A 15,958-nucleotide genomic window follows, 5' to 3' on the forward strand; every position below is an offset into this window, starting at 1 on the left:
CGCGCCTGCTGCAGGGCGGGTGCGCGATGACCGAACAGTGCGGTCTTGTCAGCCAGAGCTTCCCAGCCAGCCGACCTTGTCGAGCACCTCGCGCGCCAGCTCTGTCGGAGAGCGGCCGTCGGTGTCGACGACCACGAAACCGTCCGTTGCTTGGGCCGCCATGCGCTTCGCCTGCCGCAGCGAGCGTTCAACCTGGGCCTCGCGGCTCGCGCCCGCCTCGCGGCGGTCGAGCCGTTCGAGCAAGCTTGCTTCGCTCCCCCGCAAACGCACCACGGTGATCCGAGCCTCCGGGATGGCTGCGAGGATCCAGCTTTTGTCGAAACCGACATGGAGCATCACGCCCGACATGATCAGGCGGGTGTGGCCAAGCGCGCGATAAGTGCCCCAGAGCGCGGCGAGATTAAGCTGGCTGACGTCGCGGGCGCCGGGCGCCAGGGGAGCGAGGTCCTCCGCACCGGGCTTGGGGAAGACGCGGTCGAGCTCATCGCTCTCAATCGCGGCATGGGCGATGCCGGCCTCAGCCAGCACATCGCCCATCTCCCAGCACAAGGTCGACTTGCCGATCCCGGCCGGGCCGGTGATCAGCAGGATCTCGACCGGGGCGTCGGCCCCAGCCAAACTCAGGCGACCTCGGCCTTCTGCTTCTGCGAGCGCTTGCGCTCGTTGGGATCGAGAATGCCCTTGCGCAGGCGGATCGACTTCGGCGTGACCTCGACCAGCTCGTCGTCGTCGATCCAGGCGAGCGAACGCTCCAGCGTCATCCGGATCGGCGGCGTCAGGCGGACGGCCTCGTCCTTCGACGTCGTACGGATGTTGGTGAGCTTCTTGCCCTTGAGCACGTTCACCTCGAGATCGTTCTCGCGGGTGTGCTCGCCGACGATCATGCCCTGATAGACCTTCCAGCCCGGCTCGATCATCATCGGGCCACGGTCTTCGAGGTTCCAGAGCGCGTAGGCGACGGCCTCGCCGGTCTCCATCGCGATTAGCACGCCGTTGCGGCGTCCGCCGATCTCGCCCTTGTAGGGAAGATAGTCGTGGAACAGCCGGTTCATGATCGCCGTGCCGCGCGTGTCGGTGAGCAATTCGCCCTGGTAGCCGATCAGGCCGCGGGTCGGAGCGTGGAAGACGAGGCGCAGGCGATTGCCGCCAGAGGGGCGCATCTCCAGCATGTCGGCCTTGCGCTCGGACATCTTCTGCACGACGACGCCGGAATGCTCCTCGTCGACGTCGATCACGACCTCCTCGATCGGCTCCAGCAGCTGGCCTGATTCATCGCGCTTCAGCACGACGCGCGGACGCGAGACGCCGAGCTCGAAGCCCTCGCGGCGCATGGTCTCGATCAGGATGGCGAGCTGCAGTTCGCCGCGGCCGGAGACGATGTAGCTGTCCTTGTCCGAGGCTTCCTCGATCTTCAGCGCGACATTGCCCTCGGCCTCCTTGAATAGGCGGTCGCGGATGACGCGGGTGGTGACCTTGTCGCCCTCGGTGCCGGCGAGCGGGGAATCGTTGACCATGAAGGTCATCGACACCGTCGGCGGATCGATCGGCTGGGCCTTGATCGGGGTGTCGACACTGGGGTCGCAGAAGGTGTCGGCGACCGAGCCTTTGACCAGGCCGGCGATCGAGACGATGTCGCCGGGAATGGCTTCCTCGATCGGCGTGCGCTCAAGCCCGCGGAACGCCAGGATCTTGGTGATGCGGCCGGTCTCGACGGTGCTGCCGTCGCCCGAGAGAACCTTGATGGTCTGGTTCGGCTTGGCCGTGCCCGAGACGACGCGACCGGTGATGATCCGGCCGAGATAGGGATTGGCCTCGAGCAAGGTACCGATCATCCGGAACGGCCCCTCCTCGATGCGCGGCTCCGGCACATGCTTCAGGATCAGGTCGTACATCGGCGCCAGGCCCTGGTCCTGCGGACCTTCCGGCGAGGGCGCCATCCAGCCCTGCTTGCCCGAGCCGTAGAGGATCGGAAAATCTAGCTGCTCGTCGCTGGCGTCGAGCGCGGCGAAGAGGTCGAAGACCTCGTTGATCACCTCGGTGACGCGAGCGTCGGGCTTGTCGACCTTGTTGATCGCGACGATCGGGCGAAGGCCGAGCTTCAGCGCCTTGGAGACCACGAACTTGGTCTGCGGCATCGGGCCCTCGGCGGCGTCGACCAGCACGATCGCCGAATCGACCATGTTCAGGATGCGTTCGACCTCGCCGCCGAAATCGGCGTGGCCGGGGGTGTCGACGATGTTGATGCGCGTATCCTTCCAGACCACCGAGGTGGCCTTGGCCAAGATGGTGATGCCGCGCTCCTTTTCGAGGTCGTTCGAATCCATCACCCGCTCGGCGACGCGCTGGTTCTCGCGGAAGGCGCCGGACTGCTGCAGCAGCTTGTCGACCAGCGTGGTCTTGCCATGGTCGACGTGGGCGATGATGGCGATGTTGCGCATGGACATGCGGAATGGGCCTTGTTTCATGACCGCAAGCCGGCAGGGAAACCCCGGCCGGCTCAGCCTGTGCCTTGAGTGAATCTGGAATTCGTTGCGCTGCACATAAACCCTCGACGCCGTTTGGGCAACCGAAACCGGGCGATGCCCGTGCTTCGCGGGGCGCTTGACAGATACCCAATCATGTAACATTGAAAGTTACATGAAACAGGACAGCCGCCTCTCAGCCACCCTGCACGTGCTGTTGCACATGGCCGATCGCGGCACCCCGATGACCTCGGAAGAACTCGCCGTCTGCCTCGGCACCAATCCGGTCGTGATCCGCCGCACCATGGCGGGCTTGCGCGAAACCGGGCTGGTGCATTCCGAGAAGGGCCATGGCGGTGGCTGGACGCTGGCGCGCGCGCTCGATGCGATCACGCTCGGCGACGTCCACCGCGCGCTCGGCGAGCCCGCCTTGATCGCGCTCGGCCATCGCAGCGAGAACCCGCAATGCCTGGTCGAGCAGGCAGTCAACGCGGCGCTGGGCGAGGCCTTCGCCGAGGCCGAGGCGTTGCTCGCAGGTCATTTCGACCGGGTGCGGCTGTCCGATCTCGCGGCGGATTTCAGCCGCCGCTTCGACGAACGGAGACAGACCTATGCCAAGCACGACAAAGCCCTATGACGCCATCATCGTCGGCGGCAGTTTCGCCGGCCTCTCGGCCGGACTGCAGCTGGCACGGGCACGCCGCAACATCCTTGTGATCGACGAAGGCCAGCGGCGCAATCGCTTCTCCAGCCATTCGCACGGCTTCCTCGGCCAGGACGGGCGCGAGCCGACGGCGATCGTCGCCGAGGCGAAGGCACAGCTCCTGGCCTATCCGACCGTCGCCTGGCGCGATGCCAAGGCGGATGCTGCTCACGTCAAGGAAGACGGTTTTGCGGTCGCGGATTCCGGCGGCGAACAGCACCGGGCGCGCCGTCTCCTGCTCGCGACGGGCGTGCGCGACGAACTGCCCGCGATCCCCGGCCTCAGGGAGCGCTGGGGCAAGAGCGTGCTGCATTGTCCCTATTGCGACGGCTACGAGCTCGGCGGCGGCAAACTCGGCGTACTGGCGAGCGGCTCGTTCTCGGCCCTGAAGGCGGCGCTCGTCGCCGATTGGGGCGAGGTCACGCTGTTTCTCAACGGCGAGGCCGAGCCCGACGCGGAAGCGACCGCGCTGCTGAAGCGGCGCGGCGTCGCGATCGAGCGTGCTCCGATCGTGGCAGCCGAAGGCGAAGGGACGGCGATGGCGGGCCTGCGCCTCGCCGATGGCCGGCTGGCGCCGGTCAAGGCGCTGTTCGTCGCCGCCGGCATCTGCCCAGCGAGCCCGCTGGCAGAGGAACTCGGCTGCGCCTTCGACACTGGCCCCTTCGGCCCGCTGCTGCGCGTCGACGGCATGAAGCAGACCAGCATCGCCGGCGTCTATGCGGCGGGCGATGCCGCAACCGCCCGGCACAGCGTCGCGCTCGCCGTCGCCGACGGCGTCGTCGCCGGGACCGGCCTGCACATGTCGCTGCTCTAAAACCGGCCTAGGACTTCCGGCAGGCGAAGGGCATGAAGGTCGAGGATACCCCGGCGTTCATGCCCGCCATCACCATGACATTGGCGAAGTTTAGCTCCTCGGCGCTGCGCGGGCAGACATCCGGCGGGTTCTGGCAACCCGAGGCGATGAAGGCCTCGTTGCCGGCAAGGAACTCCTGCCCCAGCCCCTTCTTGCCGAAGCGCTTGAGCGCCTCGTCATAGGCGCTGCGCCAGCGCTCGCATTTCACCTTTGGCCAATTCTCGGGAGCCTGGGCCTGGAGCGGCGCTATGGTGGAGATCGCGAGCAGCGTTCCGAGGAGGAGCGAGGTCAGAGCGGAGGTCATGCAGGGGGTCTCGAGCTGTCGGGCGGCCGCGCCACTCGCATGACCCGGCTTTGCGGCAGGAATAAAGCTGATCACTCCGCCCCCGCTTCGGCCAGGACGATACGCCGTTCGGTCGCTGCACGGCCGAGCTGGTCCATGGCGAAGCGATAGGCGCCGATCCCGCCGGAATCGATGTCGCCGCGCGCATAGTTCGCCAGCACCCCGGCGAGGATGGCGTCGGCCTCGTGCTCCATCGCCGAAAGCTCCGGCTCGTCGGCCGCGGTGCGCATCGCTCCGAGCAGGACGACGAGACGGCTGAGATCCGCCATCGCCCGCTTGCGGCGCGTCGAGCTGCCATAGCCGAGCAGGCCAGCCGCGCCGGAGCCGATCAGCGAGAGCGCCATCACGCCGAGATAGAACCAGTCGCCATAGCGCTCGAAAAAGGTCTCCTGCTCGCCATCGATGAAGGCCGCCGCACCGGTATGCACGGCGAGCGGCGCGTCCTTATCGGTCTCGGGCGTCTCCAGCCCCTGGATCGCCGGCAGGTCGGCGGCGAGAGACACGCGCAATGACAGGATCGCGCCGACGAGTTCGCCAACCCTGGCGTCGTCGAGCGATTGCGCCGCCATCAGGCGCGAGGTGATCGAGATGCTCGGCAGGTTCTCGGCCGGCAGCGGTGGGTCGCCGCCGAGCGCACCGCGAACGATCTCGCCGCTCTCGATCGCGCGGTTGCGGGCGGCGAGCGCATCGGCCTCACGGATCGGAATGATGGTCGGATTCTCGCCGAAAGCCCGGTGCAGGCGCATGCCGACCTCGGTGACGACGCGGGCGTTCAGCACGTTGACGGCAAAGAGCACGTCGATATGGCCATCCGCGATGGCGGCGGAGACATCCTCCGGCCCGAGCGGAACGATGGTCACCGCCTCCGGCGAGACCTCATATTGCGAGAGCACGAGTGTCAGCAAATCGAGATTGCCCGATGGCGCACGTACCACGCCGATGCGTTTGCCGCGCAGACCCGAGATCCGGTCGGTGCCCAGATCCTTGGAGCCGATGAAGAAGGGGAAGGATCGGCGGGTGATCAGCGCCGTATCGGCCTTGGCCGGCAGGGCGACATCGGGACGGACGATGGCGAGATCGACCTTGCCGGCGTCGATCGCCCGCGCGCTCTCGGCCGAGCCCTCGGTCAGGACGAGACGCAGGCGCACCGGCTTCTTCTCGCGGCTGAGCCCTTGGACGAGGGCGGCGGCAAGCCTGGCATCGTCCGAGCCGAGCGGGCCGACCGCGAGCTTCAGCGTCCTGGGCTGGCTCCACATATAGACGCCGAGCGCGACGAGGCCGGCCATCAGCAGGAACGCAGCCAGACCTGCAAAGAAACGCCGCCCCATTCCTCGCCCGCTCTCGCCCCGCACTGCCGGTTTCGATCGGCATCATGTCACGAGTGCGGCAGCAAGGGCTATGTGCTAGAGCGCCCGCATGACACGCGACGATGCCTTCCCGATCAAGATCTGCGGCCTCTCGACTCCGGAGACGCTGGAGGCGGCGCTCACCGCCGGCGCCGAGATGATCGGCCTCAATTTCCATCCGAAGAGCCCGCGCTATGTCACGCCCGCGCAAGCCGCCGGACTCGCTGTCCAGGCGCGTGGCAGGACGATAGTCGTCGCGCTGGTCGTCGACTACGAGCCGCAGCAGGCGGCCGAACTTGCCAAGATTGTAAAGCCGGACTGGGTGCAGTTGCACGGCAAGGAGACGCCGGAACAGGTCGCCGCGATCAAGGCCGCGACCGGCCTGCCGGTGATGAAGGCGCTCGGCGTCGCCAGCGCCGCCGATCTCGACCAGGTCGCGCTCTATCACGGCGTCGCCGATCGCATCCTGCTCGACGCCAAGCCGCCGAAGGATGCGGCCTACCCGGGTGGGCATGGCCGGCCCTTCGACTGGGGCCTGCTCGCCGGTCTCGACCCGGCTTTCCGCTTCATGCTATCGGGCGGGCTCGATCCGGCGAATGTCGCGGAGGCCATCCGCATCACTAGGCCGGCCGGCGTCGACGTCTCCTCCGGGGTCGAAAGCGCGCCCGGCATCAAGGATGTCGAGAAGATCGCGGAATTCGTCAGGGCTGCCCGTTCGGCAGCTGCACAGTTGAAGAAGGCAAGCTAGGCATGAACGCGCCGCACGCACCGAACAGCTTCCGGAACGGGCCGGACGAGAATGGCCGCTTCGGCCAGTTCGGCGGCCGCTTCGTCGCCGAAACGCTGATGCCGCTGATCCTCGAGCTGGAGCAGGCCTACAACGCCGCCAAGGCCGATCCAGCCTATCATGCCGAGACCGCCTATGGGCTGAAGCATTATGTCGGCCGGCCCTCGCCGCTCTATTTCGCCGAGCGGCTGACCGAGCATTTCGGCGGCGCCAAGGTCTACCTGAAGCGCGAGGAGCTGAACCACACCGGCTCGCACAAGGTTAACAATGTGCTCGGCCAGATCCTGCTCGCCCGGCGCATGGGCAAGAAGCGGATCATCGCCGAGACCGGCGCCGGCCAGCACGGCGTCGCGACCGCGACGCTTTGTGCCCGCTACGGGCTCGAATGCATCGTCTACATGGGCGCGGTCGATGTCGCCCGGCAGGCGCCGAACGTCTTCCGCATGCAGATGCTCGGCGCAACCGTGGTGCCGGTCGAATCCGGCACCAAGACGCTGAAGGACGCGATGAACGAGGCGCTGCGCGATTGGGTGACCAATGTCGCGTCGACCTTCTATTGCATCGGCACGGTCGCCGGCCCGCATCCCTATCCGGCGATGGTGCGAGACTTCCAGTGCGTCATCGGCAACGAGACCCGCGTGCAGATGCAGGAACTCGAGGGCCGCCTGCCGGATTCACTCGTCGCCTGCATCGGCGGCGGCTCCAACGCGATGGGGCTGTTCCACCCCTTCCTCGACGACAAGAGCGTCGAGATCTACGGCGTCGAGGCCGCCGGCCACGGCATTCCGTCCGGCCTGCACGCGGCCTCGCTGACCGGCGGGCGCCCTGGCGTGCTGCACGGCAACCGCACCTATCTGCTGATGAACGAGGACGGGCAGATCAACGACGCCCATTCGATCTCGGCCGGGCTCGACTATCCCGGCATCGGCCCGGAGCACTCCTGGCTGCACGAGACCGGCCGCGCCACCTATCTCTCGGCGACGGACGAGGAGGCGCTCGAAGCCTTCCAGCTGATCTCCAAGCTCGAAGGCATCATCCCCGCGCTGGAATCGGCGCATGCGTTGGCCCGCGTCGCCGAACTCGCCCCGAAAAAGCCGAAGGACCATCTGATGGTCGTCAACCTCTCCGGCCGCGGCGACAAGGATATCCCGCAGGTGGCGGAGATTCTGGCGGGGCGCTGATCTGAGCGCCGGATCGGTTGGGGGTATCGATGAAGCGTCTGCTTGCGCTTGCGTTCCTATGTGTCTTTGCGAGCCCCGGCTTCGCGCAAACGAACGAAATCTCCAAGCAAGGCATCTTCATCAATTCCGAAGGCATCGTACGGCTGCGACCGGAGATCGCGATCATCCGCGCGGGCGTCGTGACCGAAGGCAGGACGGCCGATGAGGCTCTCTCGAAGAACCGGCCTGCGATCAATCGCGCCGTTGAGATCGTGCGGAAGTACGGGATCGCTTCCGTCGATGTCACGACGTCGCAGCTCAGAATCAACCCCAAATATACCCAGCCCGCGCTGAACCCGGGCGCGCCACGCGCAGCGCCGGCAATCGACGGCTATGAGGCCCGCACCGAGCTGGAAATCATTGTCAGAGACCTGACGAAACCCGGCCCGCTCGTGGACGACCTCGTCAAATCCGGCTCCAACTCCATTTCGAGCCTGACCTTCGCCTTGACTGAACCGGGCAAGGCCAAGAACGAGGCCCGGCGCATGGCAGCCCAAGCGGCGAAGGAGAGAGCCTCGCTCTATGCAGAGGCGCTGGGCCTGCAACTGGGTGAGCTGATCTCGATCACGGAAACTGAATATTCCATGGCTGACGATAACGTCATGTTCGATCTACCTAGCCGGAAAGCCGCCCCAGGGACTGTAACACCACTGATGGTCGAACCTGGGGAGATCGCGGTGAAGGCTTCGGTGCAGACAGTCTGGCAGATTAAGAAATAGGCGTCCTGGCCGGCCCGCCCTCGAAAAGCCGGCGCGGTGACACGCATCGTCCTGATGCTGCCCCAATAGGTTGTGAATGGTCTGATCGCAGGAGCGGTCCCCGCTTCTGCGGACTATTCCTCAGCGAAGGACGATCATGTCGAAGACCAAGAAGGCCCTGCTCATCGCCGCGCTCGCGGCGCTCGCCGCTCCCGTCCAGGCGCAAGTCCCTGGACCGCTCGCGCCGGCGGAAGGCATCGTGATCCAGACCACCGGCGAAGTCAGGGTGAAGCCCGATCTTGCTACCGTCCAGGCCGGCGTGGTCAGCGAGGGCAAGACCGCGGCGGAAGCACTGTCGAAGAACACCCCGGCGCTTGCCAAGCTGATCGAGGCGGTGAAGGCGGCCGGCGTCGCCCAGGGCGACCTCTCTACCTCGCAGATCGCGCTGACACCGCGGATGACGCAGCCTTCGGCCTCGTCCTCGCCGCAGGCGCGCGCCCCCAAGATCGACGGCTACGAGGCCCGCACCGGCATCGCCGTGATCGTGCGCGATCTCGCCAAGGCCGGCCCGCTGATCGACGCCCTCGTCGCTGCCGGCGCCAACGACATGTCCGGCATCAGCTTCGGCCTCGCCGACGAGGACAAGGCCAAGGACCAGGCCCGCGACAAGGCAGCGGAAGCCGCGCGCGCCCGCGCCGAGATCTATGCCAAGCGCCTCGGCGTCAAGGTCGGCGAGCTCGTCTCGATCGTCGAGGCGGAAGCCGAGCCCCCGGTGCGGCCGATGGCCGATACGCGCTCCTACCGCATGGCAGCCGGGGCCGCGCCGGTCCAGGTCGAGCCGGGCGAGGTCACCGTCAGCGCCGCGCTGCGCACGGTCTGGCGGATCGAGAAGTAAATCAGCCTCCCTCCGAGCGGAGGGCGGCAAATGGTGCGGTCCGGATTTCGGACCGCACCGGCATCCAACTCATGCTAGGCTGGGACCATGACCAGCTATGGCCAGTTCTGCGCGATGGCGCGCGCCCATGAGACGCTCGGCGGGCGCTGGACCCTGCTGATCGTCCGCGAGATCCTCTGCGGCGCGAGCCGCTTCAACGACATCCGCCGCGGCATTCCACGCATCTCCAAGACGATGCTGTCGGAGCGATTGCAGGCGCTGGTCGCCGCAGGTGCGCTCCGCCGCAGCGAAGGTGCCACCGGACCGGACTACGGGCTGACCGAAGCCGGGCTGGAGCTCGCCGAACTGGTCAAGGCGATGGGCGCCTGGGGCCAGCGCTGGCTGCCGCGCCATGCCGAGCAGGAAGACCTCGACCTCGAGCCGTTGCTGGTCGATATGCAGCGGCGCGTGCGCTTCGTAGCGCTGCCGGACGACCCGCTGGTCATCCGCTTCGAGATCGCGGGCCACCCGCTGCGCTTTCTGCTGCTCAAGCGCACCGAAGCCTCGTTCTGCAGTCAGAACCCGGGCTTTCCCGAGACACTTACCTTGCGCGGCCCGCTGCCTGCGCTGGTCGCCTGGTGGCGCGGCGATGTCAGCTTTGCTGGAAGCAACCGCCTTGGCCTGTCGCTATCGGGACCGCGCGAGCTGATCCGGGCGTTTCCGGGCTGGTTCGAGCTCTACCTCTTCGCCGGCGTCGCGCCGGCGCGCCGCGATGAAAGAGCAAGCGCATGAGTATCCGCATCGTCCGCCTCGGCACGGAGCGCGATCCCGCCGAGGGCACGCGCATCGGCACGGTCCGGCGCGTGCCGCGCGGCGTGCCGAAGGAGCGCTATGCCAGCGAGAACTGGTTCGACGTCTGGTTCCCGGTGCTGTCGCCGACGCCGGAGCTGATGGCGCAGGCCAAGGCCGCCGAGAGCGAGAAGGACTGGGCCGGCTTCACTCGCGCCTTCAAGGCCGAGATGGCCGAGCCGGCGCCGCGCCATGCGCTCGACCTGCTGGCGACCCTGTCGCATGGCAGCGACTTTTCGGTCGGCTGCTATTGCGAGGACGAGGCCCATTGCCACCGCTCGGTGCTGCGGGCCCTGCTGGCCGAACGCGGCGCCAAGCTCGCCTGAGGGCGGTCCGGATTTCGGACCTGACTGGATCCGGCTTTCGGGCGAGAAGGCGGAAAGCCTCTCGCCCGAAGGGACCGCCGCATGACTCAACCCACCATTCTCGACCGCATCGGCAAGACCTCGCTCGTCGCGCTGCGCCACATCGCGCCGGCAAATGGCGCCCGCGTCCTGCTCAAGCTCGAAAGTGAGAACCCGACCGGCAGCATGAAGGACCGGATGGCGCTCGCGATGATCGAGGCCGCCGAGGCGGATGGACGATTACAGCCGGGCGGGGCGGTGGTCGAATATACCGGCGGCAGCACCGGGGTGTCGCTGGCGCTGGTCTGCGCGGTGAAGCGCCATCCCCTGCGCATTGTCACCTCGGATGCCTTCAGCCGCGAAAAGCTCGACCACATGGCGATCCTCGGGGCGAAGCTGACCGTGATCGAAAGCGAGAGCGGCAAGATGACGGAGAAACTGACCCGCGACATGATCGCGACGGCGGGCGTGATCGCCGGGGAGACCGGCGCCTTCTGGACCGACCAGATGAAGAACCGCGACCAGCTTTCCGCCTATGAGGCGATGGCGGCGGAGATCTGGGAACAGACGGGCGGACACATCGACGGCTTCGTCCAGAGCGTCGGCACCGCCGCCTCGCTGCGCGGCATCGCCGCCGGCCTGCGCGCCCGAAAGGACAGCATCCGCATCGCCGCCGTCGAGCCGGCGGAATCGCCGGTGCTCTCCGGCGGCCCGCCCGGTGCGCACAAGATCGACGGCATCGGCGCGGGCTTCGTCGTGCCGCTCTGGCAGGACGATACTGCCGATGCGATCGAGCAGGTCTCGACGCAGGAAGCACAGGCGATGGCGCTCAGGCTGGCGCGTGAGGAGGGGCTGTTCGCCGGACTCTCCGCCGGAGCCAACGTCATCGCCGCCTTAAGGCTCGCCGAGCAGCTCGGACCAGGCGCGACGGTGGTCGGCGTGATGTGCGACACCGGCATGAAGTATTTCGGCAGCTACCGCGCCGCGCTGGCAGTCCCGGCCTGAACCCGCGCCCTCTCGCCAGCCGGGCGCGGCCATGCTAACCGCTCCGGCATGACTGAGACCGGACAAGCTCGCATCGAAGCCCGCTTTGCCGCCTGCGCCAGGGATGGCCGGGCAGCGCTGGTGACCTATGTCACCGCCGGCGATCCTGATTTCGATACCGGCAGCGCCATCCTGAACGCCTTGCCTGCGGCTGGCGCCGACATCATCGAGCTCGGAGTGCCTTTCACCGATCCGATGGCCGACGGCGTGCCGGTCCAGCTCGCGGGCCAGCGTGCACTAAAGGCCGGGCAGACGCTGAAGAAGACGCTCGCCATGGTCGCGGCTTTCCGCAAGGCCGGACACGACACGCCGGTCGTGCTGATGGGCTACTACAATCCGATCTGGGCCTATGGCGTCGACGCCTTCCTCAGGGATGCCCGCATCGCCGGAATCGATGGACTGATCGTCGTCGACCTGCCGCCTGAGGAAGACCAGGAACTCTGCCTGCCGGCGCTCGCCGCGGGCGTGAGCTTCATCCGCCTGGCGACGCCGACCACCGACGACAAGCGCCTGCCACGCGTGCTGCAGAACACCTCCGGCTTCGTCTATTACGTCTCGATGACCGGCGTGACCGGCGGCGCGATCGCGAATTACGACGCGGTCGGCGCGGCGGTCACCCGGATCAAGCAGCACACGAAACTGCCGGTCGCGGTCGGCTTCGGCGTCAAGACGCCGGCGGATGCGATCGCGATCGCCAAGGGCGCCGACGGCGTGGTTGTCGGCTCGGCCCTGGTCGAGCGCGTCCGGCTCTCGCTCGACGCCGAAGGCAAGGCCACGGAAAAGACGGTTTCGGCTGTCACCTCGCTGGTCTCCGAGCTCGCGGCCGGCGTCCGCTCGGTCGCCAAGGCCGCGGCCTGAGCGCCTGCGTAATTCAAGGATGATCCGATGAACTGGATTTCCGAAGTCGTCCGTCCGCGCATCAAGACGCTGTTCAAGCGCGAGACCCCGGAGAATCTCTGGATCAAGTGCCCGGATTCCGGGCAAATGGTCTTCCATAAGGACGTCGAGGCCAACGGCTTCGTCATTCCCGGCTCCGACCACCACATGCGTGTCACCGCGCAGGACCGCCTGCGGCTGACCTTCGACGAGGGCAAGTGGGTCGACGTGCCGTTGCCGGAGGCGGTTGCCGATCCGCTCAAGTTCCGCGACGAGAAGCGCTATGTCGACCGGCTCAAGGACGCCCGCACCAAGACCGGAGCGGCCGACGCCTTCAAGGTCGGCTATGGCCGCGTCCAGGGCCTGCCGATGACGATCGCGGTGCAGGATTTCCACTTCATGGGTGGCTCGCTCGGCATGGCCGCCGGCGAAGCCTTCATCAAGGGCGCCGAGACGGCGCTCGAGAAGAAGACGCCCTATGTCGTCTTCGCCGCCTCGGGCGGGGCGCGCATGCAGGAAGGCATCCTCTCGCTGATGCAATTGCCGCGCACCACCGTTGCGACCCGCATGCTGCGCAAGGCCGGCCTGCCCTATTTCGTCGTACTGACCAACCCGACCACCGGTGGCGTCACTGCCTCCTACGCCATGCTGGGTGATGTCCACATCGCCGAACCGGGCGCGCTGATCGGCTTCGCCGGCCCGCGCGTGATCGAGCAGACGATCCGCGAGAAGCTGCCCGAGGGCTTCCAGCGCTCGGAGTATCTCAAGGATCACGGCATGGTCGACATGGTCGTGCACCGCCACCAGATCCCGGCGACGCTGGCGCGGCTCGGCCGACTCCTGACCAAGCAGAAGCTGCCAGCCGTCAACGCCCCAGAACCCGAGCCGCTGCCGGCCGCCGCCGTCTGATAACTCGCCGGCCGGAGCCGGTCCCGCATGAGCACATCCGACCTCCTGCTGGCGCGCTTCCTCGCGCTGCATCCCAAGCTGATCGACCTCTCGCTCGGACGCATCTTGCGTCTGCTCGAACGGCTGGGCGACCCGCAGAAGACGCTGCCGCCGGTGATCCATGTCGCCGGCACCAACGGCAAGGGCTCGACCATCGCCTTCATGCGAGCGATTCTCGAAGCTGCCGGACTGTCGGTCCATGTCTACACCTCGCCGCATCTGGTGCGCTTCCATGAGCGCATCCGGCTGGGGCAGCCCGGCGGCGGACGCTTCGTCGACGAGGCCGTGCTGGTCGAGGCGCTGGAGCGCTGCGAGAAGGCGAATGCCGGCGATTCCATCACCTTCTTCGAGATCACCACCACGGCTGCCCTGCTGCTCTTTGCCGAGCACAAGGCCGATGTCGTCCTGCTCGAGGTCGGGCTCGGCGGACGCTACGACACCACCAACGTGATCGATCATCCCGCTTGCACGGTGGTGACACCTGTCTCGCTCGACCATTCCGAATATCTCGGTGACACCGTCACCAAGATCGCCGGCGAGAAGGCTGGCATCTTCAAGCGCGGCGCCCCGGCGGTGATCGCGCCACAAGAGCCGGAGCCGACCGCCGTGCTGGAAGCGGCAGCCGAACGCGCGGGAGCGTCGAAGATCCTGGTCGGGATGCAGGACTTCAGCGTCCACGAGGATAGCGGCCGGCTGGTCTATGAAGATGGCGACGGCCTGCTCGACCTGCCGCTGCCGCGCCTCGCCGGGCGCCATCAGCACATCAATGCCGGCACCGCGATCGCGGCCTTGCGCGCCGCCGGTTATGGCGGCCTGCCGGCCTCCGCCTTCGAGCGCGGCATGACCGAGGCGGAATGGCCGGCGCGCCTGCAGCGCCTGGCACGCGGCAGGCTGGCCGAGCTCGCACCCCCCGGCGCCGAACTCTGGCTCGATGGCGGCCATAATCCCGATGGCGGTCGCGTCCTTGCTCAGGCGATGGCCGATCTCGAAGAGAAGAACCCGGCGCCACTCGTCATGATCGCCGGCCTGCTCGCGACCAAGGATGCGCGCGCCACGCTCGGCCATTTCAAGGGGCTGGCGCAGGGCCTCTTCGCCGTATCCATGCAGAACCAGCTCGCGGCTCGCTCCGCCGACGAGGTCGCGACGCTGGCGCGCGAAGCGGGCCTCAAGGCCGAGGTCGCAGGCTCGGTGGAACAGGCACTGCGGGAGATCGCATCGCGGAGCTGGCCGGCGCCGCCGCGCATCCTGATCTGCGGCTCGCTCTATCTCGCCGGCGAGGTTCTGGCGGCCAACGGCACGCCGCCGGTGTGATCGGCCCCGCGCCGCGAGGAGAGCCATGCCCGTACCCGGAATGATGACGCTGGGCCTCATCCTGCTCTGCAGCGCGCTCGGAGGCTGCGTGACCTCGGGCGATGCAGGTAACGACGGCATCGACCGCGCCGTCGCCGGCGAGCCGACCTTCATGCAGCAGACCTACATGACCATGGACAAGCGTTGCCGGCAGGTGAAGCGGCCGACCGCCGTGCTGACGCAGAAGCCGCAGCACGGCACGGTCCGGATGCTGACGCGCAAGGCCAAGGCGGTCTATGGCCCTGGAGCCCACCAGCATTGCGACGGCAAGGTCGGGAAAGCGCTCGCCTTCGAATACACCTCGAACTCCGATTATCGCGGCCGTGACAGTTTCGAGGTGCGCGTGCGCTATTCCGACGGCGAAATCCGTCATGGCCGTTACGAGGTCGAGGTCCGCTGAACGACAGGGTGAGCGCAATGACACAGGCATTCGGCAAAGGCGGTCCAGCGGTCTCGCGAATTGGCCAGGGCACCTGGAACATCGAGCGCGCGCCGCGCGGCGAGGCAATCGCGGCGCTGCGACGCGGGCTCGATCTTGGACTCTCCCATATCGACAGCGCCGAGATGTATGGCGATGGCCGCGCCGAGGAGATCACCGGCGAAGCGATCGCCGGGCGACGCGACGAGGTTTTCCTGGTCTCGAAGGTGCTGCCGCACAACGCCTCCAAGGCCGGAACCCGCAAGGCCTGCGAGCAATCACTGAAGCGGCTGAAAACGGATCGGCTCGACTGCTACCTTCTGCACTGGCGCGGTTCATACCCGCTGGCCGAGACCTTCGCGGCGTTCGAGGACCTCCGGGCCGAGGGCAAGATACTGTCCTGGGGCGTCAGCAATTTCGACGTCCCAGATCTCGACGAGGCACTGAAGCTCGCCGGCCCGGGCAGGATCGCCTGCAACCAGGTCCTCTATCACCTGCGCGAACGGGCGATCGAGCATGCGGTGATCCCGTGGTGCGAGCGCAACGGCGTCGCCGTCACCGCCTACAGCCCGTTCGGGCAAGACGATTTCCCGGAAGGGCACTCGGCGCAGGGCAAGGTGCTGGCCGAGATCGCCGCCGCCCATGGCGCAAGCCCGCGTCAGGTCGCGCTCGCCTTCCTGACGCGCAAGCCTTGCGTCTTCGCCATCCCGAAAGCGGCGAAGGCTGGTCATGCTGAGGATAATGCCGGCGCGCTCGCGCTGCAGCTCGGTGACGAGGATATCGCCCGGCTCGACGCCGCCTTCCCGCGCGGACCGAAGCCGCGCGGTCTGCCGATGTTGTAGC

At 67.3% G+C, this 15,958-nt stretch carries 18 protein-coding genes; 14 read left to right on the plus strand and 4 right to left on the minus strand.

The annotated features are described in order from the left end of the window. Window positions 1-48 precede the first annotated feature (48 nt). Both BLM15_RS19720 and typA read right to left on the minus strand, forming a co-directional pair. Complete coding sequence (locus BLM15_RS19720) at window positions 49-618, minus strand: P-loop NTPase family protein (RefSeq protein WP_126114349.1); 570 nt, start codon at window positions 616-618, stop codon at window positions 49-51. 2 nt (window positions 619-620) lie between these two features. Further along, entirely contained in the window at window positions 621-2,444 is a 1,824-nt protein-coding gene (gene typA / locus BLM15_RS19725) for a translational GTPase TypA (protein WP_126114350.1), read from the minus strand. Between the two features lie 193 nt (window positions 2,445-2,637). Here typA and BLM15_RS19730 point away from each other — a divergent pair, with 193 nt between their 5' ends. Beyond that, window positions 2,638-3,099 carry an Rrf2 family transcriptional regulator gene (locus tag BLM15_RS19730; RefSeq protein ID WP_126114351.1) on the plus strand — a complete coding sequence of 154 codons (462 nt, stop codon included), beginning with the start codon at window positions 2,638-2,640 and terminating at the stop codon, window positions 3,097-3,099. Then, window positions 3,074-3,979 (plus strand): NAD(P)/FAD-dependent oxidoreductase, encoded by a 906-nt coding sequence (locus BLM15_RS19735; protein WP_126114352.1) that lies wholly within the window; start codon window positions 3,074-3,076, stop codon window positions 3,977-3,979. The genes BLM15_RS19730 and BLM15_RS19735 overlap by 26 nt, the downstream gene beginning before the upstream one ends. A 7-nt stretch (window positions 3,980-3,986) precedes the next feature. On the opposite strand, the gene BLM15_RS19740 is transcribed toward BLM15_RS19735, so the two are convergent. Together BLM15_RS19740 and BLM15_RS19745 are read right to left on the minus strand one after the other, a co-directional pair. Continuing rightward, a complete protein-coding gene (locus BLM15_RS19740; protein ID WP_126114353.1) occupies window positions 3,987-4,322 on the minus strand; it encodes a hypothetical protein in 336 nt (111 codons plus the stop codon). A gap of 71 nt (window positions 4,323-4,393) precedes the next feature. After that, window positions 4,394-5,689 (minus strand): TAXI family TRAP transporter solute-binding subunit, encoded by a 1,296-nt coding sequence (locus BLM15_RS19745; RefSeq protein ID WP_126114354.1) that lies wholly within the window; start codon window positions 5,687-5,689, stop codon window positions 4,394-4,396. A gap of 88 nt (window positions 5,690-5,777) precedes the next feature. Here BLM15_RS19745 and BLM15_RS19750 point away from each other — a divergent pair, with 88 nt between their 5' ends. From BLM15_RS19750 to BLM15_RS19805, 12 genes are all read left to right on the plus strand, one after another. Further along, window positions 5,778-6,455 carry a phosphoribosylanthranilate isomerase gene (locus BLM15_RS19750; protein ID WP_126114355.1) on the plus strand — a complete coding sequence of 226 codons (678 nt, stop codon included), beginning with the start codon at window positions 5,778-5,780 and terminating at the stop codon, window positions 6,453-6,455. A 2-nt stretch (window positions 6,456-6,457) separates the two neighbouring features. Beyond that, entirely contained in the window at window positions 6,458-7,675 is a 1,218-nt protein-coding gene (gene trpB, locus BLM15_RS19755) for a tryptophan synthase subunit beta (protein WP_126114356.1), read from the plus strand. A 29-nt stretch (window positions 7,676-7,704) separates the two neighbouring features. Then, the gene (locus BLM15_RS19760; RefSeq protein WP_126114357.1) at window positions 7,705-8,433 is read left to right on the plus strand and encodes an SIMPL domain-containing protein; all 729 of its coding nucleotides are present in this window, start codon (window positions 7,705-7,707) and stop codon (window positions 8,431-8,433) included. A 136-nt stretch (window positions 8,434-8,569) separates the two neighbouring features. Continuing rightward, window positions 8,570-9,307 carry an SIMPL domain-containing protein gene (locus BLM15_RS19765; protein WP_126114358.1) on the plus strand — a complete coding sequence of 246 codons (738 nt, stop codon included), beginning with the start codon at window positions 8,570-8,572 and terminating at the stop codon, window positions 9,305-9,307. An 87-nt stretch (window positions 9,308-9,394) separates the two neighbouring features. Next, a complete protein-coding gene (locus BLM15_RS19770) occupies window positions 9,395-10,078 on the plus strand; it encodes a winged helix-turn-helix transcriptional regulator (protein WP_206438546.1) in 684 nt (227 codons plus the stop codon). After that, complete coding sequence (locus BLM15_RS19775; RefSeq protein WP_126114359.1) at window positions 10,075-10,461, plus strand: DUF488 domain-containing protein; 387 nt, start codon at window positions 10,075-10,077, stop codon at window positions 10,459-10,461. Before BLM15_RS19770 ends, BLM15_RS19775 begins: the two co-directional genes overlap by 4 nt. Window positions 10,462-10,542: 81 nt before the next feature. Then, on the plus strand, window positions 10,543-11,484 hold the full coding sequence (locus BLM15_RS19780) for a PLP-dependent cysteine synthase family protein (protein ID WP_126114360.1): 942 nt from the start codon (window positions 10,543-10,545) through the stop codon (window positions 11,482-11,484). 48 nt (window positions 11,485-11,532) lie between these two features. Beyond that, on the plus strand, window positions 11,533-12,381 hold the full coding sequence (gene trpA, locus BLM15_RS19785) for a tryptophan synthase subunit alpha (RefSeq protein WP_126114361.1): 849 nt from the start codon (window positions 11,533-11,535) through the stop codon (window positions 12,379-12,381). Between the two features lie 27 nt (window positions 12,382-12,408). Then, window positions 12,409-13,308, plus strand: coding sequence for an acetyl-CoA carboxylase, carboxyltransferase subunit beta (gene accD, locus BLM15_RS19790; RefSeq protein ID WP_126114362.1), 900 nt, complete (start codon window positions 12,409-12,411; stop codon window positions 13,306-13,308). Window positions 13,309-13,335: 27 nt separating this feature from the next. Next, window positions 13,336-14,658, plus strand: coding sequence for a bifunctional folylpolyglutamate synthase/dihydrofolate synthase (locus tag BLM15_RS19795; RefSeq protein ID WP_126114363.1), 1,323 nt, complete (start codon window positions 13,336-13,338; stop codon window positions 14,656-14,658). 25 nt (window positions 14,659-14,683) lie between these two features. Next, window positions 14,684-15,097 (plus strand): hypothetical protein, encoded by a 414-nt coding sequence (locus BLM15_RS19800; RefSeq protein WP_126114364.1) that lies wholly within the window; start codon window positions 14,684-14,686, stop codon window positions 15,095-15,097. Between the two features lie 17 nt (window positions 15,098-15,114). Further along, the gene (locus tag BLM15_RS19805) at window positions 15,115-15,957 is read left to right on the plus strand and encodes an aldo/keto reductase (protein ID WP_126114365.1); all 843 of its coding nucleotides are present in this window, start codon (window positions 15,115-15,117) and stop codon (window positions 15,955-15,957) included. Window position 15,958 lies beyond the last annotated feature (1 nt).

The sequence above is a fragment of the Bosea sp. Tri-49 genome (assembly GCF_003952665.1).
In the GTDB taxonomy this organism is placed as follows: Bacteria; Pseudomonadota; Alphaproteobacteria; order Rhizobiales; family Beijerinckiaceae; genus Allobosea.